The 19,031-nt window shown below is 60.0% G+C and carries 19 protein-coding genes; 8 read left to right on the forward strand and 11 right to left on the reverse strand.

All coding sequences use genetic code 11. The features are described from left to right. The first annotated feature begins 200 nt into the window (after positions 1-200). Entirely contained in the window at positions 201-1,370 is a 1,170-nt protein-coding gene (locus tag ACIF4X_RS08340; RefSeq protein WP_397481734.1) for a DUF1624 domain-containing protein, read from the forward strand. Positions 1,371-1,487: 117 nt separating this feature from the next. On the opposite strand, the gene ACIF4X_RS08345 is transcribed toward ACIF4X_RS08340, so the two are convergent. Then, the gene (locus ACIF4X_RS08345; RefSeq protein ID WP_397481735.1) at positions 1,488-2,879 is read right to left on the reverse strand and encodes an aldehyde dehydrogenase family protein; all 1,392 of its coding nucleotides are present in this window, start codon (positions 2,877-2,879) and stop codon (positions 1,488-1,490) included. Between the two features lie 103 nt (positions 2,880-2,982). Here ACIF4X_RS08345 and ACIF4X_RS08350 point away from each other — a divergent pair, with 103 nt between their 5' ends. From ACIF4X_RS08350 to ACIF4X_RS08360, 3 genes are all read left to right on the forward strand, one after another. After that, positions 2,983-3,861 (forward strand): LysR family transcriptional regulator, encoded by an 879-nt coding sequence (locus ACIF4X_RS08350; protein ID WP_397481793.1) that lies wholly within the window; start codon positions 2,983-2,985, stop codon positions 3,859-3,861. Positions 3,862-3,944: 83 nt separating this feature from the next. Then, the gene (locus ACIF4X_RS08355) at positions 3,945-4,607 is read left to right on the forward strand and encodes a M24 family metallopeptidase (RefSeq protein ID WP_397481736.1); all 663 of its coding nucleotides are present in this window, start codon (positions 3,945-3,947) and stop codon (positions 4,605-4,607) included. A gap of 152 nt (positions 4,608-4,759) precedes the next feature. After that, entirely contained in the window at positions 4,760-5,188 is a 429-nt protein-coding gene (locus ACIF4X_RS08360) for a molybdopterin-binding protein (protein ID WP_025111546.1), read from the forward strand. Positions 5,189-5,247: 59 nt separating this feature from the next. Here ACIF4X_RS08360 and ACIF4X_RS08365 read toward each other — a convergent pair whose 3' ends face one another. Further along, positions 5,248-6,813, reverse strand: a complete 1,566-nt coding sequence (locus ACIF4X_RS08365; RefSeq protein WP_397481737.1) for an aldehyde dehydrogenase (NADP(+)) — start codon at positions 6,811-6,813, stop codon at positions 5,248-5,250. Further along, on the reverse strand, positions 6,810-7,448 hold the full coding sequence (locus ACIF4X_RS08370) for an isochorismatase family cysteine hydrolase (RefSeq protein WP_397481738.1): 639 nt from the start codon (positions 7,446-7,448) through the stop codon (positions 6,810-6,812). The genes ACIF4X_RS08365 and ACIF4X_RS08370 overlap by 4 nt, the downstream gene beginning before the upstream one ends. A gap of 98 nt (positions 7,449-7,546) precedes the next feature. Between ACIF4X_RS08370 and ACIF4X_RS08375 the strand changes: the two genes are divergently transcribed. Further along, positions 7,547-8,044 carry a winged helix-turn-helix transcriptional regulator gene (locus tag ACIF4X_RS08375; RefSeq protein WP_397481739.1) on the forward strand — a complete coding sequence of 166 codons (498 nt, stop codon included), beginning with the start codon at positions 7,547-7,549 and terminating at the stop codon, positions 8,042-8,044. Between the two features lie 6 nt (positions 8,045-8,050). Here the strand turns inward: ACIF4X_RS08375 and ACIF4X_RS08380 are convergent, their stop codons facing one another. Together ACIF4X_RS08380 and ACIF4X_RS08385 are read right to left on the reverse strand one after the other, a co-directional pair. Next, entirely contained in the window at positions 8,051-8,674 is a 624-nt protein-coding gene (locus ACIF4X_RS08380) for a glutathione S-transferase family protein (protein ID WP_397481740.1), read from the reverse strand. Positions 8,675-8,774: 100 nt separating this feature from the next. Continuing rightward, positions 8,775-10,190: a purine-cytosine permease family protein gene (locus ACIF4X_RS08385; protein ID WP_397481741.1), complete on the reverse strand. Its 1,416-nt coding sequence runs from the start codon at positions 10,188-10,190 to the stop codon at positions 8,775-8,777. Positions 10,191-10,425: 235 nt separating this feature from the next. On the opposite strand from ACIF4X_RS08385, the gene ACIF4X_RS08390 reads away from it, so the two are divergent. Further along, on the forward strand, positions 10,426-11,337 hold the full coding sequence (locus tag ACIF4X_RS08390) for a LysR family transcriptional regulator (protein ID WP_397481742.1): 912 nt from the start codon (positions 10,426-10,428) through the stop codon (positions 11,335-11,337). A gap of 18 nt (positions 11,338-11,355) precedes the next feature. On the opposite strand, the gene argE is transcribed toward ACIF4X_RS08390, so the two are convergent. The 6 genes from argE to ACIF4X_RS08420 form a co-directional block, all read right to left on the reverse strand. Next, complete coding sequence (gene argE / locus ACIF4X_RS08395; RefSeq protein ID WP_397481743.1) at positions 11,356-12,504, reverse strand: acetylornithine deacetylase; 1,149 nt, start codon at positions 12,502-12,504, stop codon at positions 11,356-11,358. Then, positions 12,501-13,178: a DUF1028 domain-containing protein gene (locus ACIF4X_RS08400; protein ID WP_397481744.1), complete on the reverse strand. Its 678-nt coding sequence runs from the start codon at positions 13,176-13,178 to the stop codon at positions 12,501-12,503. Before ACIF4X_RS08400 ends, argE begins: the two co-directional genes overlap by 4 nt. A 154-nt stretch (positions 13,179-13,332) precedes the next feature. Further along, positions 13,333-13,749 carry a RidA family protein gene (locus tag ACIF4X_RS08405; protein ID WP_038367990.1) on the reverse strand — a complete coding sequence of 139 codons (417 nt, stop codon included), beginning with the start codon at positions 13,747-13,749 and terminating at the stop codon, positions 13,333-13,335. Between the two features lie 59 nt (positions 13,750-13,808). Beyond that, positions 13,809-15,128, reverse strand: a complete 1,320-nt coding sequence (locus ACIF4X_RS08410; protein ID WP_397481745.1) for a flavin-containing monooxygenase — start codon at positions 15,126-15,128, stop codon at positions 13,809-13,811. Positions 15,129-15,334: 206 nt separating this feature from the next. After that, complete coding sequence (locus tag ACIF4X_RS08415; protein ID WP_397481746.1) at positions 15,335-15,601, reverse strand: FecR/PupR family sigma factor regulator; 267 nt, start codon at positions 15,599-15,601, stop codon at positions 15,335-15,337. A gap of 62 nt (positions 15,602-15,663) precedes the next feature. Then, complete coding sequence (locus ACIF4X_RS08420) at positions 15,664-16,482, reverse strand: alpha/beta fold hydrolase (protein ID WP_397481747.1); 819 nt, start codon at positions 16,480-16,482, stop codon at positions 15,664-15,666. 180 nt (positions 16,483-16,662) lie between these two features. Here ACIF4X_RS08420 and ACIF4X_RS08425 point away from each other — a divergent pair, with 180 nt between their 5' ends. Both ACIF4X_RS08425 and ACIF4X_RS08430 read left to right on the forward strand, forming a co-directional pair. Beyond that, a complete protein-coding gene (locus ACIF4X_RS08425) occupies positions 16,663-17,112 on the forward strand; it encodes a winged helix-turn-helix transcriptional regulator (RefSeq protein WP_397481748.1) in 450 nt (149 codons plus the stop codon). Between the two features lie 192 nt (positions 17,113-17,304). Then, a complete protein-coding gene (locus tag ACIF4X_RS08430; protein ID WP_397481749.1) occupies positions 17,305-19,011 on the forward strand; it encodes a ShlB/FhaC/HecB family hemolysin secretion/activation protein in 1,707 nt (568 codons plus the stop codon). Positions 19,012-19,031: the final 20 nt, after the last annotated feature.

Consider the following 19,031-nt stretch of genomic DNA (forward strand, 5'->3'; position numbering starts at 1 on the left):
GCCGCAAGGGCGAGGGAGACCTGATCACTATAGAAGCCTGAGGCTATTGGGCAAATGGCGCGGCACGATCGGCTGCGGTTTTTCCGAGTATCACTGTCGATCAGGATTGGGATTTTGTTTTTTGATGTTATAAGGTAACGCAAATTTTAAGGGGTAGCCCTCGTGGTCCCTGTTGTTTTTCCTTCGATTGCGAAACGCTCATGACGATTGTGCTTCCTCGTTCTGCCCCGTTGACCACTGGCCGGCTGCTGTCCATTGACGCGCTCAGAGGCTTGGTGATTCTGTTCATGCTGTTGGACCACGTGCGTGAAACCTTCTTGCTGCATCGTCAGGTCAGTGACCCGATGGACATTGCCAGCACCGAGCCGGCGCTGTTTTTCAGTCGCACTCTGGCGCATCTATGCGCGCCGGTGTTCGTATTGCTGACCGGATTGTCGGCGTGGTTGTTCGGTGAAAAGTACGCGGGCAAGTCTGATGTCAGCGCCTTTCTGTTCAAGCGTGGTCTGTTTCTGGTGGTACTGGAGTTCACGTTGGTGAACTTCGCATGGACGTTCCAGTTGCCGCCGAGCGTGATTTATCTGCAAGTCATCTGGGCCATCGGCTTGAGCATGATCGCCTTGTCGCTGCTGGTCTGGGTGCCGCGCTGGCTGTTGCTGACGTTGAGCCTGATGATCATCGGCGGACACAACCTGCTCGACGCGGTGCATTTCCCCGTGGAGTCGGTGCTGCATGTACCGTGGGCGATTTTGCATGATCGCGGCTGGATCGACGTCAGCGACACTCTGCGTCTGCGCACCTCGTATCCGTTGTTGCCGTGGATCGGTGTGATCGGTCTGGGTTATGCGCTGGGGCCGTGGTTTGCTCGCGGCGTTAAAGCGGGTTTGCGTCAGTGGCAACTGCTGATCGCGGGTAGCGCCGGGCTGCTTGGCTTTGTCGGGTTGCGGCTGATCAATGGTTATGGCGAGAAACCGTGGGCCGTGGGCGACACGTCGGTGCAAACCTTGATGAGTTTTTTCAATATCACCAAGTATCCACCGTCGCTGCTGTTTATCGCGCTGACCGTGAGCGCCGGGCTGTTGTTGCTGCTGCTGTTCGAGCGTGTACAGGATCGTCGCTGGATTCGCGTTTTGACCGTGTTCGGTTCGGCGCCGATGTTTTTCTATCTGCTGCACCTGTACGCGTTGAAGGTGTTGTACCTGATTGGCGTGGCCCTGTTCGGGCTGAATCAGGGTAGCTATTTCGGTTTCTCTTCCGTGGCGGCGATCTGGCTGGCGGCGGTCATTCTGGCGATCGGGCTGTTCCCGGCCGTGCGCTGGTTCTCGGCGTTGAAGGCCCGTCGCCGTGACATCGCCTGGCTGAAGTATTTGTAAGCAGCCGATTGTGGGAGCGAATCTTCTCGCGAAAGCGGTGGGTCAGTGGCAATTAAGCTGCCTGACTGACCGCCTTCGCGAGCAAGCTCGCTACCACAGGTTTTTCAGGTGTCTGGATTATTTACGATCCAGCCACACGGTTTGTGCGTTGCAGAACTCGCGCACGCCGAAGTGCGACAGTTCACGGCCGAAACCGCTTTTCTTCACGCCACCAAAAGTCACGCGCGGATCACTGGCCGAGTAGCCGTTGATGAACACGCCGCCAGTCTCCAGTTCGCTGGTCAGTTGCTGGGCGAGGGCCACGTTGGCGGTGTAGATCGTAGCGGTCAGGCCGAACTCGCTGTCGTTGGCCAAGGCCACGGCGTGGGCGCAATCGCGGGCGGTGATGATCGACGCGACCGGGCCGAACAGTTCCTGTTTGAACGAGGTCATGCGGTCGGTGACATCGGCCAGCACGGTCGGCTCGTAGTAGTTGCCCGGGCCTTCGGACTTGCCGCCGCCGAGCAGCAGGGTGGCGCCTTCTTCCAGGGTGTCGCGCACTTGCTGGTCGAGCTCATCACGCAGATCGAAACGCGCCATCGGGCCGATGTAGGTCTCGGCGGACAATGGATCACCGACCTTTAACTTACGCGTAGCCTCGACGAACTTGCGGGTAAATTCCTCGACCACGCCTTCTTCGATGATCAAGCGTTTTGCGGCGGCGCAAACCTGGCCGGAGTTCTGGTAGCGACCGATGACCGCCGCTTGCACCGCTTCATCCAGATCGGCGTCGTTGAGCACGATGAACGGATCGGAACCACCCAGTTCCAGCACGCATTTCTTCAGCGCTGCACCGGCCTGAGCACCGATTGCCATACCGGCACGCACGCTACCGGTCAGGGTCACGGCGGCAATGCGCGGGTCGGCGATGGCGGTGGAAACGCCTTCAGGCGTGACGTTGATCACTTCAAAAACGCCCTCGGCGAAACCGGCGCGGGTGAAGGCGTCGCGCAGCAGATAGGCGCTGCCCATCACGTTCGGCGCGTGCTTGAGCACGTAAGTGTTGCCGGCGATCAGCGCTGGAACTGCACCGCGCAGCACTTGCCAGATCGGGAAGTTCCACGGCATCACCGCGAGAATCGGGCCGAGCGGACGGTATTCGATACGCGCCTTGCCACCTTCAACCTGAGTCGGTTCAGCGTCGAGCATGGCCGGACCGTGTTCGGCGTACCACTCACAGAGCTTCGCGCATTTCTCGATTTCGCCACGGGCCTGAGCAATGGGCTTGCCCATTTCCTGAGTGATCATCGTCGCCATGGCATCGCTGGTTTCACGCAGCGCAGCGGCCAGCGCGGTCAACAAGCGCGAACGATCCTGCAGCGGCTTGCGCTTCCATTTGCCGAAGCCGAAAGCTGCGCGGGTCAGTGCGGCGTCGAGGGCAGCAGCGGATTCAAATGCGTAGTGGCCGATCTGCTCGCCGTTGGCGGGATTGATCGAGATGGCGTGGGTCTGGCTGGAAATCTGGCTCATGGCGTCGTCCTGCATGTTCGTCGGATGAGCCTAGAGTAGGGTGGTGTTTGTTTTCTGGAAACTGAATAATAAAGATCGTTTCTTTCACGATTGGAGAATGACTGTGGATCTGGTGCAGCTGGAAATCTTCAAAGCGGTTGCCGAGCACGGCAGCATCAGCGCCGCCGCCGCGCAGATTCATCGCGTGCCGTCGAACCTCACCACGCGGATCAAGCAGCTTGAGCAGGATCTGGGCGTCGATCTGTTTATCCGCGAGAAAAGCCGTCTGCGCTTGTCACCGGCGGGGTGGAGTTTTCTCGAATACGCGCGGCGGATTCTCGATCTGGTGCAGGAGGCCCGGGCGACGGTGGCGGGCGAAGAACCGCAAGGCGCATTTCCCTTGGGTTCGCTGGAAAGCACAGCAGCGGTGCGCATTCCCGAGTTGCTCGCGGCGTATAACCAACTGCACCCGAAAGTCGATCTCGACCTGTCCACCGGGCCGTCCGGGACGATGATCGACGGCGTGCTGTCCGGGCGTCTGGCTGCAGCGTTTGTCGACGGCCCGGTGCTGCATCCAGCGCTGGAAGGCGTGCCGGCGTTCGAAGAAGAGATGGTCATCATCGCGCCGCTCAATCACGCCCCGGTCAAGCGCGCGGCGGATGTGAATGGCGAGAATATCTACGCCTTTCGCTCCAACTGTTCCTACCGTCACCACTTCGAAAAGTGGTTTAGCACCGACGCGGCGGTGCCGGGCAAGATCTTTGAAATGGAGTCCTATCACGGCATGCTCGCCTGTGTCAGTGCGGGTGCCGGGTTGGCCTTGATGCCGCGCAAAATGCTGCAGAGCATGCCCGGCAGTGCGACCGTCAGCGTTTGGCCATTGGCGGCGGATTTTCGCTACCTGACCACTTGGCTGGTGTGGCGGCGGGGCACGGTGTCGCGCAGTTTGAGCATGTTTGTGCGCTTGCTGGAAGAGCGCGGGGTGGTGCGTGCAGAAGAGTAATTGACACTTTGTGTCATGACTGTATCTTGGTCGGCGTTTCGCAATATAAAAAACTATACAGCGTAGCCATGAGGAATCTGGAAATGACCACAGCCCTGAGCGGTAAAGAAGCCGTCGGCGAACGTTTTGTGCTGGAAACCATGCGCCACGCGCAACAGTTGACCTGGAAAGCCGTCGACGCCATCGCCGCCGTGATCAAACCGGGCATGCTCGAATCCGAAGCGACGGCCCGGGGCAAGGCAATCCTCGCCGAACTGGGCATGGACCGCATCTGGCATCCGCTGCTGATCCGCTTCGGCGCCAACACGCTGAAGACCTTCAAACAGCGTTCCGATGGCGATCCGGTGCTGGGTGAAGAGGATATTTTCTTCATCGACATGGGTGTGGTCTGGCAGGGCCATGAAGGTGATGCGGGCGCGACGTTCACCACCGGATCCGACCCGGAAATGATCGCTTGCGCGGCGGCCTTGAAAGAACTGTTCGACAGAGTTGAAGCCTTCTGGCGCCAGGGTGTTTCCGGGGTGGAGCTTTATCGCTACGCCAGTGATCAGGCCGAGGCGATGGGCTGGGTGCTGAACCTGAACATCAAGGGTCACCGAGTCAGCGATTTCCCGCATGCGATCCATCGCGGCGGCGATCTGGGCGATTTCGAACAGGCACCGAATGCCGGCGTGTGGATTCTGGAAATCCAGATCGCCCATCCGTCGCGGCCGTTTGGCGCCTTTTACGAAGACTTGCTCATTTAACTCATCAGCGTGCTGCTAAAGTCTGGAGTCGACGCATGGGTTTACGTGCAGGCGTGACAACCGGGCGCAGCGCTGTAGTTGTTTTTATATAGCGTCAACTTTGATGATGCACGCCGTTTCCTAACTCTAAAGTCAAAAAAAGGACGTCCAGCATGAAAGTCAGCGCACGCAACGTATTCAAAGGTCAGGTCAGTCAGGTTCAGGCCGGCGCGGTCAACGCCGAGGTGGTTTTGACCCTGGCTGGCGGTGAGCAACTGGTGGCGGTCGTGACCATGGAAAGCATCAAAAACCTCGGCATCGCCGTCGGCAAAGAAGCCGTCGCGCTGGTCAAGGCGCCATGGGTCATGCTGATGACCGAATCCAGCGACATTCGCCTGTCGGCGCGCAACTGCCTGGAAGGTAAAGTGCTGAGCGTGACCGATGGCGCGGTCAACGCCGAAGTGGTCATCGAGCTGGCCGGCGGTTCGAAGGTTTACTCGATCGTGACGCGCGATGCCGTTGCCGAACTGGGCCTGGCCAAGGGTGTTAGCGCGACGGCAGTGATCAAGGCTTCGCACATCATTCTGGGTGTGCCGGCCTGATTGATTTTGCAATAAAAAATGCCGGGCTCTTGAACAAGAGGCCGGCATTTTTTTGCTTGTCAAAAGGCCCCGTCGATACTGCGTGGCACGTTCAGCGGATTACCTTCGCGCAACACTTCTGGCAGTAACTCATCCGGAAAACCCTGATAAGCCACGGGTCGCAAGAAGCGCTCAATCGAAGTCATGCCGACCGAAGTGAAGCGGCTGTCCGATGTAGCCGGAAAAGGGCCGCCGTGCACCGTAGCAAAGGTCACTTCCTGTGGATGCGCGAAGGCGTTGACCACGATGCGTCCAGTGCGGCGTTCGAGAATCGGCAGCAGGCGCCGCGCCAATCCCAGATCGACACTTTCAAGGTGAATCGCCGCGCTGAGCTGTCCCTTGAACGAACGGGCGACGGCCAGCAGCTCGACTTCATCACTGACCGATACCAACAGTGCCGACGGGCCAAACACTTCGTGGGCCAACCCCGGTTCGCTGAGCAATTGGTGTCCCTCGACTTCCAGCAACGCAGCACGTCCGGCGAACGTGGCATCGGCCGGCGTGCCTGTCGCGATCACCTGCGCGCCGGCACCTTCCATCGCCATCAGACCCTCGACGTAGGCGCCATGAATGCCCGGCGTCAGCATTGTCCGCGCCGGTGCCGCGCTGACCCGTTTACGCATGGCGTTGCGCAGCTCATCAAACCCCGCACCGCGGATGGCGATCAGGATCGACGGACACAAACAGGCCTGGCCGACGTTGACCAGCATCCGTTCGATAAAGCCGTCGCCGATTTCGGCGCCGCGAGCCACCAGTGCCTCGGGCAGGATGAAGGTCGGGTTGACGCTGGTCATTTCGGTGAACACCGGGATCGGCTCGGGGCGCAATTGCGCGCGGCGGTAGAGCGCCATGCCACCTGGTTCGGAGCCGGTGAAGGTCACAGCCTTGATCAACGGATGATCGACCAGCGCTTCGCCAATGGCATTGCCGCTGCCACGCACCATCGAGAAAACACCTTCGGGCAAACCCTGCGCCTGCACGGCTTTGCGAATGGCGCGGCCCTGTTCCGAAGCGCCGGGATGCGCGTTGTGTGCCTTGAGAATCACCGGCGCCCCGGCCGCCAGTGCCGACGCGGTATCGCCGCCCGCCACTGAGTAGGAGATCGGGAAGTTGCTCGCGCCAAAAATCGCCACCGGGCCGATGGCGATTTTTTGCAGGCGATGATCCATCCGTGGGCGCGGCTGACGCTCGGGTTGCGCCGGGTCGATCGCCAGTTGCAGGAAGCGACCCCGGCGTACCACATCGGCGAACTGGCGGAACTGGGTCGCTGCTCTCAACGCTTCGCCCTCAAACTGCGCTTCGGGCAGCCCGGTTTCCAGTGCCGCGCGTGCCGCCAGTTCGCTGCGTACTTCATCGAGATTGTCAGCGATGCTCTCGAGAAACGCCGCGCGTTCGGCCAGCGAGGTGTGGCTGTAGCGGTCGAACGCCGCGTCGGCGAGAGTGACTGCCTGATCAACCTGTGCCGCACCGCCGAAAGCGAAGTCGGGTTCTATCAGTTGATCGGTGGCCGGGTTCAGCGCTTTCATCGTGCCTTCGGTGGCGGCGACATCCGCCGCGCCGATCAGCAAATGGCCGGTCGGGCTCATTTCGATTCACCCTGGGATTTGAGGCGGGCAATCAGTTCGTCCGTGCTGGCAATGACGTGAGCGAATGTCGGGCCGTTGAGTTCGTGGGCGGCGTGCATCATTTCCGCTTTGAAGGCTGCTGTCGCATCGCGGACCAGAGTGACGTGGTAGCCCAGTTCCGCGGCATAGCGCGCGGTGGCTTCGATGCAGGTGTTGGCCAGCAGGCCGACGATGATCACGTGGGTGACGCCTTGCTGCTTCAGGCGAAAATCCAGGTCGGTGTTGGCGAAACCACTGGAACCCCAGTGTTCCTGAACCACGATATCGCCGTCCTTCGGCGCAAAATCCGGGTGCCATTCGCCGCCCCATTCGCCCCTGGCAAAATGATGCATGTGCATGATTTTGCATTGCGTCGGGGTCGGGTGATCCCAGGTTTCGTAGTCGCCTTTTTCCCAGCGGTGATGGGGTACGATGACCACCGGAATTTTCAGTTCGCGCACGGTGCTGTCGAGTTTGCGCAGGTTGTCGAGCAGGCCGTTCTGTTCGGCCATGGGTTTGATCAGAGGGAAAATCTTGCCGCCGTCCGACAGAAAATCGTTGTACGGATCGACCAGCAGGTAGGCGGTTCTGTCCGGTGGATAGAGGGTATTCGACATGGCGGCTTGCTCCGGCAATGGGATTATCGGTGCACAGGGCTTGTCCCGGCATCGCGTAGATATGATAATCATAGTAACTGTAAAAGAGGCAAGCCCTGATGGCAGTAAACGATAGTCTTCCTGACACGCTGTGCCCGATCTCCCGGGCCGAGACGATCGTCGGCGACCGCTGGACCGTGCTGGTTTTGCGCGAGTTGTTCATGGCCAATCATCGCTATGACGAGATCCAGGCGCAGACCGGCGGTACGCCGCAAATGGTCGCCGCGCGGCTGAAATGTCTGGAAGCGGATCGGCTGGTCGAACGACGCTTGTACAACGAGCGACCGAAACGCTACGAGTACCACCTCACCGCGAAAGGCGAGGCGTTCTACCCGGTAATCATTGCGCTGCGGGCGTGGGGAGAGACCTGGTGCAAGGCACCGGAGGAGGGGCTGGCGGTGAACATGACCCACAAAAACTGCAACCACAGCGCCGGTCTCGGGCCGCTGTGCGAGCACTGCGGTGAACCGTTGCGTCGGCAAGATTTGATCAGCCAGCCACAAGCAGCCTACGCCGCCGAACGACAGGCGCGGCGTGAGGCGTTCAAAAGCAAATAACCGCGATCACGGCGTGCCGTTGCGACCGTGCAGCAAGTAGCCTGGGCGCTGGCTCAAACGTTCGTAATAGGCTTTCACTGCGGCAAAATCCGGGTGAGCCAGTGGCGTTTCGAACCAGCGGTTCACCGACAGCCCGATGGGAATGTCCGCCAGGGAAAACTGTTCGCCGCTGACGTAGGCGCCGGTCTTCTCCAGTTGTCGGTCGAGGATGGCCATGTTCTTCGACCATTGCTCAATGCCGTTCGCCAGCGCGGCATTATCCTGATAGTCGGGCGACTGGCGCGCCAGCGACATGAAGGCGTACGACCACGAGCGATTCAGCTCCGACGCTTGCCAGTCGATCCACTGATCAATCCGCGCCCGCGCCATCGGCTCCGTCGGATAAAGCTGCGTGCCGTCGTATCGCGAGACCAGATAACGAATGATCGTGTTCGATTCCCACAAGGTGAAATCACCTTCCTGAATCACCGGCACCATGGCACAGGGATTGAGCGCGAGAAACTCCGAATCGTTCGTCGATCTGAACCCCGATCCCCAGTCTTCACGCTCGAAAGGAATGCGCAATTCAGCGCAAGTCCACAGCACTTTGCGCACGTTGATCGATGAGGCTTTACCGAGTATTCGCAGCATTGGATGTCCCTTTCCTCAGAGTCTTCAGGCTTGAAGAAATACCATACCGAAATAAAGAAGGCCCGCACTAAGCGGGCCTTGGTTTTTCATCAAATCAATCTCACAGACTACTCGCCAGTTTCCCGCCCATCATCCGCCGACGATAAGACGTGTCGCGGTTAGCCAGCCAGAAATACAACGGCGAAGTCACCAGCAGTCCCACCAGCCACGACAAATCCGCACCATTGATATGTGCCGACACCGGGCCGACGTACAGCGGCGTGTTCATGAACGGGATCTGCACGGCGATGCCGATCGCGTAAGCCAGCAATGCCTGCGGGTTGTAGCGGCCGTAGATGCCGCCGTCGACCTGGAAGATCGACTGGATGTCGTACTGGCCTTTGTGGATGGCGTAGAAGTCGATCAGGTTGATCGCCGTCCACGGCACCAGCACCACCAGCAGTACCAGCACCATGTCGACGAAGTGGCCGATGAAGTCTTTCGAGGCGCCGACAGCGGCAAAGCAGCAGGCCAGCAAGACGATGATCGAGATCACTGCGCGGCTCTTGGCGGTGGGGATCCAGCGGTAGGCGAAGGTTTGCACCAGGGTGATCAGTGACAACACCGCACCGTACAAATTGAGAGCGTTGTGGCTGATCACGCTGAGCAGGAACAGCACCAGCATCAGCGGGCCGATCGAGCCGGTGGCCATTTTCACGGCATCCATGGTGTCCATGCCAACCGGTGTGGCAAGCACGGCAACGGCGCCGAAAATGAACGCCAGGCTCGAACCGAGCGCCGAACCCAGATAGGTCGTCCAGAACGTCGACGAGACTTTCACGTCGGCCGGCAAGTAACGCGAATAATCAGACACGTAAGGCGCAAACGCGATCTGCCACAACGCGGCGAGCGACACGGTGGCCAGCCAACCGGAGAGGTTGAAGTTGCCACGGGTGAGGAAGTCGTCAGTCTGAATGTGGGTGAAGATGTAGCCGAAACCGACGACGATGCCGATCCCCAGCACCCAGGTGCCGATGCGGTTGAGCACGTGGATAAAACGGTAGCCGATGATGCCGATAATCCCCGAACCGACGGCGCCAATGACGATGCCGACCGGCACCGGAACGCTGTCGACCACGCCGTGTAACGACTTGCCGGCCAGCACGATATTGGAAGCGAAGAACCCGATGTACATGACGCCGGCAATCAACACCACCAACAATGCGCCGAGAGAGCCGAACTGCGCGCGGCTCTGGATCATCTGCGGAATGCCCATCTGCGGGCCTTGCGCCGAGTGCAGCGCCATCAGCACGCCACCGACCAGATGGCCGACCAGAATCGCGACGATGCCCCAGACCAGATTCAAGTGAAACAACTGCACGCCCAGCGCACCGGTGACGATGGGCAGCGGCGCGATGTTGCCGCCGAACCAGAGCGTAAACAGATCCCTGACCTTTCCGTGGCGATCTTCGGGGGGCACGTATCCTATCGTGTGTTTTTCAATCAGCGGAGCGGAGGATGCTGCAGGGGTAGCCATGACGAACTCCAAGGCAAGGATGAGTACGTGGACGTACTTCGGCAAGCGCCGGCACGGGCGGCGCATTTCTTGTTGAAGTGATCATGTGCAAAGCGTCGGGATAGATAAATTAGTAAGTTTGTTGCTTCAGACCTTAAAAAAAATATGCTCACGCGCACGGGCTCGTCCGGTATGTTCAACCTTGATCGTGCGCCAGGGAAACAGGGCGAATATCAGCGCTCTTCGGGAGGTTTACATGGCTGCCTACAACCTGCGCCAGCTCAAATACTTCGTCACCACCGCCGACTGCGGCAGCGTCGCCGAGGCGTCGCGCAAGCTCTACATCGCGCAACCCTCGGTTTCCACGGCGATCAAGCATCTGGAAGAAAGCTTCGGTGTGCAGCTGTTCATCCGCCACCACGCTCAAGGCGTGTCGCTGACACCCAGTGGCTCGCGCTTTTATCGCAAGGCGCTGGAGCTGCTGCGGGTGGCTCATGAGTTTGAGCAGAACGCTCTGGCCGACAATGATGTGGTCGCCGGGCAGATCGATATCGGCTGTTTCGAAACCGTCGCGCCGCTCTATCTGCCGCGCCTGATCGCCGGGTTCAAGGCACGCTGGCCCGGGGTGGAAATCCGCATTCGTGATGGCGAGCAACAAGAACTGGTGCAGGCCCTGACCGCCGGCAGCATCGACGTGGCGATGCTGTTCGAACACGATCTGGACAGCACCATCGAAACCGCGCCTCTGATGCCACCGCAACAGCCTTATGCGTTGCTGCCGGCCAGCCATCGCTTCGCGCAACAGGCCAGGGTCTCGCTGCATGATCTGGTGCTGGAGCCGATGATCCTGCTCGACGTGGTGCCGAGCCGCACCTATTTCGTGAGCATCTTCGAAGAGCGTGGCCTGACGCCGAATATCGTCTTCAGCTCACCGTCGATCGAGATGGTGCGCGGCATGGTCGGCAACGGTTTCGGCTTCTCGATTCTGGTGACCAAACCGTTCAGCGACTACACCTACGACGGTCAGCAAGTCGTCTGTGTGCCGCTGGCGGAAGACGTCACCGGTTCGGGATTATCAGCGGCCTGGCTGCGTCGGGTGCAACTGACCAAACCGGTCCAGTTGTTTGTCGATCATTGCCGCGAGGAGTTGGCCCGGCTGCACCCGTAAGTACCGTCGAGCCGTTGTTCAGAGGCTGATAAAGGACAGCATCCGTTGCAGCATGGCATCGCACGCCTGCATTTGATCGAGGCTGACAAACTCGTCGGGTTTGTGACCCTGATCCATGCTCCCGGGACCGCAGACCACCGTGGGAATCCCCATCGCATCAAACAGTCCACCTTCGGTACCAAACGCTACAGTGCCGAAATCCTTTGAGCCGCAGAACGCTGAAATCAATTCCGCCGCCTGGCTTTGCGCATCGGTGGCCAACCCCGGATACGCCGACAAGGCGCTGAAGCGGATATCACTCTGCGCATTGACCGCTCGCATACGCGGCAACACTTCGCGTTCGGCGTAGGCTTTCAGTGCTTCGGCGACGAGGGCCGGATCCTGCGAGGGCAGGGCGCGAATCTCGAAATCGAAACGGCAATCGGCAGGCACGATGTTCAAGGCCTTGCCGCCGCTGATCACGCCGGTTTGCACCGTGCTGTAGGGCGGATCGAAACGCGCATCGTGATGCTCCGGCGCTTTCAACTGCTGGCCGAGCCGACCCAGTTCGCCGATCAGTTCGGCGGCGTACTCAATCGCGTTGACCCCGAGCGGCGCGTAAGCCGAATGGCACGGATGGCCCTGAACATCGCAGCGCATCGCCAGTTTGCCCTTGTGGCCGAGCACCGGTTTCAGTTCGGTCGGCTCGCCGATGATGCACAGCAACGGTTTGATCGGGCGCTGCTGCAACACTTTGAGCAACGAGCGCACGCCGAGGCAGCCGACTTCTTCGTCGTAGGACAAGGCAATGTGCACCGGCATGCGCAGCGGCGTTTTGACCAGTGACGGCACCAGGGCCAGCACGCAACCGATGTAGCCCTTCATGTCCGCCGTACCGCGCCCGAACAGTTTGCCGTCGCGCTCGGTCAGTTCGAACGGTGGCAGCGTCCACGGCTGGCCATCGACCGGCACCACATCGGTGTGCCCGGACAGCACGATGCCCGGTTGATCCACCGGGCCGATCGTGGCGAACAGGTTGGCTTTGCTGCGCTCGTCGTTGTAGATCAGCGCGCACGGCACGTCGAAACCTTCGAGGTAATCGCGGACGAATTCGATCAACTGCAAGTTGGATTCACGGCTGGTGGTATCGAACGCCACCAGCGCCTTGAGCAACTCGACGCTGTTCATCGGTCATCACCGGCCACGCCATAACCCGGTGCCTTGGCCGGATCGAGGGCGCGGTCGATGTAATCCTGAAGCTGTGGCTCATAGGCATCCCAGAGCTTTTGCAACTGGCCGATCGGGTCTTCATCGGCCCAGTCGACACGCAGGTTGACGATCGGCCAGGTCTGCTCGCCGACCACCACGACAGCGGCCGAATGCACCGGGCCGGCTTCACCGCCGAGCGCTTGTGCGGCGTGCAGGGCTTTGAGCAGACGGTCGGCGAGTTGACCTTCGCCGTCCTCAAAGGCGCGGACCATCGCTTCGATGACCGAACGCCCGGCGAGCATGTTGCCGGCGGCGACGCACTGTTCACCGGTGACGGCGTTGTGCACGCCGAGGGTTTGCGCACCGCTGAAATGCGCAGTCTGGCCAAGGTGGTTGATCGCGGTGATCTGGCGGTACTGGCTGTAGCCGTTACGGGTCAGGACTTTGTCCAGCGCGTCATCGGGGGCCAGGCCTTGCTCCATCAGCGCGAGTACTTCCGGGCCGAGGGACGGCAGGGTGATGTTCTGGCTCGACACCGCGCCGACACCCGGCAGCAGCCACGGGCAGCGCGCGCCGACGGCGATGCTGGAGGAACTGATGGCGACACCGAACTGGCCGGTTTCGGCGCAGCGGGCTGCGATTGAAAAGGTCATCTACTTACTCCTTTCTAGGAAGATGTTGTCCTTGAGGGCCTCATCGCTGGCAAGCCAGCTCCCACAGGGTTTTGAGTTAAGCCCAGATGTTGTGATCAACCCGATACCTGTGGGAGCTGGCTTGCCAGCGATGGCCATAACGCGGTGTGATGCCTTACTCAGGAATCACCGCAATCACATCAATTTCCATCAGCCACTGCGGCTGCCCCAGCGCCGAGACCACCAGACCGGTCGAGATCGGGAACACGCCTTTGAGCCACTTGCCGACTTCTCCGTACACCGCCTCGCGATAACGCGGGTCGATCAAGTAAGTGGTGGTTTTGACGATGTGGCTCATGTCGCTTCCGGCTTCTTCCAGCAGTTGCTTGACGTTGCGCATCGCTTGTTCGGCCTGCGCACGCGGGTCACCCAGGCCCACCAGATTGCCGTCGAAATCAGTGCCGACCTGACCACGGACATAAATCGTGTTGCCCGCGCGCACGGCTTGGCACAGGTCGTTGTCCAGCGTCTGGTTCGGGTAGGTGTCTTTGGTGTTGAACATGCGGATGCGCGTGTGGGTTGGCTGGCTCATGTGAAACTCCTGAAGATGGCGTGCTCCGGCGCAATCGGCGCCGGCGCGAAAAAAGGCAATCAAGCGTCGACGGTATCGGCGGCTTTGTTGTGGTTGCTCGAATGCAGTGCGGCTTCACGCTGCTCGGCATCGCGGTAGTCCAGATACTTGCGCTGGGTGGCGATGTGATCGGCAACATGCTTGGCGTCGTGCCACACACCCCAGATAAACGACGAGCCACGGCGCGACTGCCATGGCAGGCCGAGGAAATACACACCCGGTTCGCTCGACACCCCACGCTGATGCACAGGCTTGCCCTTGTCGTCGAACGCCGCGACTTGCAGCCAGGAATAATCCACGGCAAACCCGGTGGCCCAGATAATCGAGGTGACGCCAGCCTTGGTCAGATCCAGATCGGCCAGCGGATTTTTCACGCACTCAGGGTCCGGATAGGTTTCGCGCGCCTCCGGTTCTTCCGGCAGATCGAGGCCGTTGCGCTCGATGTAGGCGTCTGCAGCATCCAGCAGTGCCAGGTAGTTTTCGTCGCCACGAGTGAGGTTACCGAGCAGATCCTGCTTGAAGGTCACCACGCCGTTATTGAACGACTCGGTGACGCCGACCAGGGTCATGCCGCGATGGGCCAGACCACGGAAATCGATGGTGCGACCGCCATGGGCACCGCTGACTGCAATGGTCACGTGCTCGCGCCCCGGTTTCATCGCTGCCTGATCCCATTCGCCGAGCACGCCCAGCCACCAGCAGAAATCCCGGTTGCGGTAAGCGCGAGGCGGGCGGTCGTGGGCGCCGACGGACAGGTAAACCTGCTTGCCGGAGCGTTGCAGTTCATCGGCGATCTGCACGCCGGAAGAACCGGCACCGACTACCAGCACTGCGCCAGACGGCAATTGCTGCGGGTTACGGTAGTCGGCGGAGTGGATTTGCAGCAGACGTTCGTCTTGCGGGGCAATCGCCGGGATCACCGGTTTCTGGAACGGGCCAGTCGCGGCGACCACGCGGTTGGCTTCGATCACACCTTCGGATGTCTCGACGGTGAAACCCGGGCGACCGACATTGCGCACCACGCTTTTCACCTCAACGCCGGTACGGATCGGTGCATTGAATTTCTTCGCATAGGCTTCGAAGTAATCGGCTACGCGTTCTTTCGGGGCGAAACCGTCGGGATCGACGTCATCGAATTCCAGACCCGGGAAGCGGTCGTGCCACGCCGGGCCGTTGGCTACCAGCGAGTCCCAGCGCCCGGTGCGCCAGCGTTCGGCAATGCGATTGCGCTCCAGCACCAGGTGCGGCACGCCGAGTTTGCTCAGGTGCTCGCTCATGGCCACGCCTGCTTGGCCGGCACCCACGATCAGCGTGTCTGTTTTTATTATTTCAGGGGTCATCTCTACATCCTTCCTAGCAAGGCAGTGGGATTCGGGCCGCTGTTGGCTTGTCCGTTTGGCTTGAGGTCAGACTAGGGAGAGGGGGGATATCGGTAAAATATTATTAAGCTGGGATGTGAAGATAAAATTCTGATGCAGAGCGGCGAAAGCCTTTAAAAATGCGCGCTGCAGATCAGCAGGCGGGAAGGGAGGGGCAAACCTGGCCGCTAAATTTCACGCTTGCGTTCAGGCGCTACCCCATGACCGGTGAGGAGTTTTTTTGCCGTCTCGGGTTCATCCGGCAATTGGCCGCTGAGATCCCAGATTTCGAGCATTTTTGCGTATTCGAAAGCGTGGCGCGAGTCGCGCTGTAACCAGCGCTGGAAATCCTGGCGTACAGCCGGCGAACAATTGTCATCGTGCAGACGCATGCACCAATCGGCAGCTTGCAGAGAGATGTCTTCGTCCATTTCGTTGAGGTCGGAAGGGGTCATTGAACGAGGGTAACAAAAAAGTCCGTCAAGCCGATGCCGACGGACTTTTTAATTTCGAATTTTCAGCGTTTGAGAAACGCTAGCAAATCCTCATTCAATGCCTGCGCATGGGTCACCGCAAAGCCATGTGGCGCTCCTGCGTAGACCTTCAACTCGGCGCCTTTGATTTGTGCGGCAGCCTGTTTGCCGGTGGTTTCGAACGGCACGATCTGGTCGCCGTCGCCATGGATCACCAGCGTCGGTACATCGATTTTCGCCATGTCCGGGCGGAAGTCGGTTTCCGAGAATGCGGTGACGCAATCCACCGTGCCTTTGAGCGACGCCAGCAGGGCGACATTCAGGGTTTGCGTGAGCACGCCGTCAGAGACTTTCTGGCCTTGGTTGGTGCCATAGAACGGCGCAGCGAAATCGGCGATGAATTGCGCGCGATCCTGCAGCAGGCCTGCCTTGATGCCGTCGAACACCGAGGTGTCGACACCCTGCGGGAAGTCGGCTTTCTTGCCGAACAGTGGCGTCACCGCGCCCAACAACACCAGCCCGGCAACCCGCTCGCTGCCATGTCGGGCGATGTAGCGGCTGACGTCGCCGCCACCCATGGAAAAGCCCACCAGTGTCACGTCGCGCAGGTCCAGATGGTTGATCAGTTGCGCGATGTCATCGGCAAAAGTGTCGTAGTCATAACCGGTCCACGGTTGATCGGACCGGCCGAAACCGCGACGATCGAACGCAATCGTGCGATAGCCACGGCTGCTCAGGTATTCCATCTGGTATTCCCACATGTCGGCATCCAGCGGCCAGCCGTGGCTGAACAGTACGGGCTTACCGCTGCCCCAATCCTTGTAGTAAATCTCGGTACCGTCTTGCGTGGTGAAGGTGCTCATGGAAACTCCTGCTTCAGGGTTCGCTGCCGAAATGGCGGCATTCACTATCAGCGCAAAGCGATCCGGCTACTTGTATGCAGGTGCTGGTTTTGCGCCGGTTCAGCCATGGATCAGCTCCAGAGTTGTATGATGCAACCCAAAACCGCATCGCCGACTGATGAATCGAGGGAGTACGTTCAAGTGAAGCGCAAAAGCCTGCAGGGCAATGCCTGCCCGGTCGCCCGGACGCTGGACCTGATCGGCGACTGGTGGTCGTTGCTGATCATCCGTGACGCGCTGGACGGGATTCGCCGTTTCAATGATTTTCAGAAGAGTCTGGATATCGCCAAGAACATGCTCAGCGCACGACTCAAGGGGCTGGTCGAGCAGGGCATCCTGCAAGCGATGCCGGCCGCCGACGGTGGCGCCTATAAGGAATATGTGCTGACAGAGCGCGGCAAAGCCTTGCAGACCGTGATCGTCGCGCTGTCGCAGTGGGGCGGCGAGTTCATGTACGCACCGGGTGAACCGGGTTCAGTGATGGTTGATGCAAAGGACCGTCAGCCGATTCGCAAGTTGGCGTTGACGGCGGCCGATGGTCGCGTGCTGGCTCCGGAAGACGTCGCGACTCGACTGGGCGTTGAACACTGAGGGGCGGCGCTGCTTGAACTGAGTGACCCGCTGTCGTCAGCTCAATGAGCTCGGACCTCGCCAGCGAATCCATTTGTACATTCCTCGTTACAAACCCGACAAACGGTCGAAACGATTGTTTGACGTCAAAATGATGGCCATCTAATATCGCGCCACTATTTTGATGTCACTTTTCGTCTCGAGGGATCGAACATGTCCTCACCCGCCCTCGTGGCGAGGTTGTGCGTAGCTTTGCTGTGCCTGTCTCCACTCCAGATTGCCATTGCGGCCCCTACACCCGGCGACACCGACCTTATCCGTGATCGCCAGAACCGCCTGCTCGAAGAGCAGCAGCGGCGCCTCGAAGAACTCAAGGATCTGCCCGGCAAGGACGTCAAACCGGCGCAACCGGCAGCCCCCACCGATACCCGCTGTTTCCCGATCAAAGACATCGAACTCAAGGGGGCCGACAGCCTTTCCGAGCGCGATAAAACCCGCCTGCTCAAACCCTATATCGGCGAATGCCTGGGCGTGCCTCAGCTCAACGAGCTGCTCAAGGTCATCACCGATCACTACATCGAGAAAGGCCTGGTCACCAGCCGCGCCTACCTGCCGCAGCAGGATCTGTCCACCGGACACCTGCAAGTGCTGGTGGTCGAAGGCAAGCTCGAAGGCATGAAGGGCGCGGAAAACAGCCAGCTCTCGGCGCGCGAACTGGCCATGGCTTTTCCCGGCAAAACCGGTGAACTGGTCAACCTGCGCGAGATCGAGCAAATGGTTGATCAGCTCAACCGTCTGCCTTCGAACCAGGCAAAAATGGAGCTGGCGCCCGGCCAGAACGTCGGTGGCAGTGCAGTGCTGGTCACCAACACGCCGCAGAAACCATGGCGAGTCGGGCTGTCGCGCAACAACGACGGCCAGCGCAGCACCGGCGAACAGCAGTGGGGCACCACGTTTGACTGGGACAGCCCGCTCGGTCTGGCCGATCAGTTGAGCCTGCGCGGCGGTCACGATGCGATGACGGATCATCAGCACACCTCCAACAACGCTATGCTCAATTACAGCTTGCCGTGGGGCTGGTGGACGTTCAGCTACACCTACAGCCAGAGCGAATACCGCTCGCAAATCGCCGCCAACCTCTACAACTTCAAACAGACTGGCGACAGCGAAAACCATCAGTTGCGCGCCGAGCGGGTGATCCACCGCGACGCCGTCAGCAAGACCTCGCTCAGCGCGGGTCTGTCGTATCTGCGCACCAACAACTTCATCGAAGACAGCAAACTCAAACTGAGCAGCAACCGCATCAGCGAAGCGCAGTTCGGCTTCAACCACGGTCGCCGTGTCGGCAGTGCCTTCGTCAACTTTGACGCCGGCATGCAAGAGGGCATCGGTGCCTTCGATGCGCAGGGTAGTCATGATCCGGGTCCGGGTGAACCGAATGCCCGCTACCGCAAATACACCGCAACGCTGAGTTATTTGCAGCCATTCAAACTCTGGGGCGAGTCGTTCAGCTTCAGCAGCCTGATGACCGGTCAGCGCAGTGAAGATGTGCTGTTCAGCCCGCAGCGCACCAGTCTCGGTGGCTCGTCGTCGATTCGAGGCTACAAGGATCAGTCGCTGTCCGGCGACAGCGGTGGTTACTGGCGCAACGATTTGCGCTGGTCGCGTCCGGTGACGGTCGAGTGGCTGCAACCGGTGTTCTCCGAATACGGCACCAGCCTCGGTTACGACCAGGGTGTGATCCAGAACGGTCGCTACAACGGCGATCAGCACGGGCGCATGTCGAGCAACTCGCTGGACCTGTTTGCCCGTGGTCAGCATGTCGCCGCCAGCGTGACGTTTGCCCATTCCCTGGAACGCCCCGATGCGCTGACCGAGCGTGAAGCACCGATCTACTTCCGCTTGGATTTCTTCCTCTAATAACAACTTTCCGAGAACAC

Source organism: Pseudomonas sp. NPDC085632 (genome assembly GCF_044541255.1).
Taxonomy (GTDB): domain Bacteria; phylum Pseudomonadota; class Gammaproteobacteria; order Pseudomonadales; family Pseudomonadaceae; genus Aquipseudomonas.

Excerpts from the sequence above, each read along its gene's own strand:
- ACIF4X_RS08365 (WP_397481737.1), bottom strand. The coding sequence starts at position 6,813 with ATGAGCCCGACCGGCCATTTGCTGATCGGCGCGGCGGATGTCGCCGCC.
- ACIF4X_RS08385 (WP_397481741.1), bottom strand. The coding sequence starts at position 10,190 with ATGGCTACCCCTGCAGCATCCTCCGCTCCGCTGATTGAAAAACACACG.
- ACIF4X_RS08345 (WP_397481735.1), bottom strand. The coding sequence starts at position 2,879 with ATGAGCCAGATTTCCAGCCAGACCCACGCCATCTCGATCAATCCCGCC.
- ACIF4X_RS08410 (WP_397481745.1), bottom strand. The coding sequence starts at position 15,128 with ATGACCCCTGAAATAATAAAAACAGACACGCTGATCGTGGGTGCCGGC.
- ACIF4X_RS08380 (WP_397481740.1), bottom strand. The coding sequence starts at position 8,674 with ATGCTGCGAATACTCGGTAAAGCCTCATCGATCAACGTGCGCAAAGTG.
- ACIF4X_RS08355 (WP_397481736.1), top strand. The coding sequence starts at position 3,945 with ATGACCACAGCCCTGAGCGGTAAAGAAGCCGTCGGCGAACGTTTTGTG.
- argE (WP_397481743.1), bottom strand. The coding sequence starts at position 12,504 with ATGAACAGCGTCGAGTTGCTCAAGGCGCTGGTGGCGTTCGATACCACC.
- ACIF4X_RS08405 (WP_038367990.1), bottom strand. The coding sequence starts at position 13,749 with ATGAGCCAGCCAACCCACACGCGCATCCGCATGTTCAACACCAAAGAC.
- ACIF4X_RS08340 (WP_397481734.1), top strand. The coding sequence starts at position 201 with ATGACGATTGTGCTTCCTCGTTCTGCCCCGTTGACCACTGGCCGGCTG.
- ACIF4X_RS08370 (WP_397481738.1), bottom strand. The coding sequence starts at position 7,448 with ATGTCGAATACCCTCTATCCACCGGACAGAACCGCCTACCTGCTGGTC.
- ACIF4X_RS08375 (WP_397481739.1), top strand. The coding sequence starts at position 7,547 with ATGGCAGTAAACGATAGTCTTCCTGACACGCTGTGCCCGATCTCCCGG.
- ACIF4X_RS08400 (WP_397481744.1), bottom strand. The coding sequence starts at position 13,178 with ATGACCTTTTCAATCGCAGCCCGCTGCGCCGAAACCGGCCAGTTCGGT.
- ACIF4X_RS08430 (WP_397481749.1), top strand. The coding sequence starts at position 17,305 with ATGTCCTCACCCGCCCTCGTGGCGAGGTTGTGCGTAGCTTTGCTGTGC.
- ACIF4X_RS08415 (WP_397481746.1), bottom strand. The coding sequence starts at position 15,601 with ATGACCCCTTCCGACCTCAACGAAATGGACGAAGACATCTCTCTGCAA.
- ACIF4X_RS08360 (WP_025111546.1), top strand. The coding sequence starts at position 4,760 with ATGAAAGTCAGCGCACGCAACGTATTCAAAGGTCAGGTCAGTCAGGTT.
- ACIF4X_RS08390 (WP_397481742.1), top strand. The coding sequence starts at position 10,426 with ATGGCTGCCTACAACCTGCGCCAGCTCAAATACTTCGTCACCACCGCC.
- ACIF4X_RS08420 (WP_397481747.1), bottom strand. The coding sequence starts at position 16,482 with ATGAGCACCTTCACCACGCAAGACGGTACCGAGATTTACTACAAGGAT.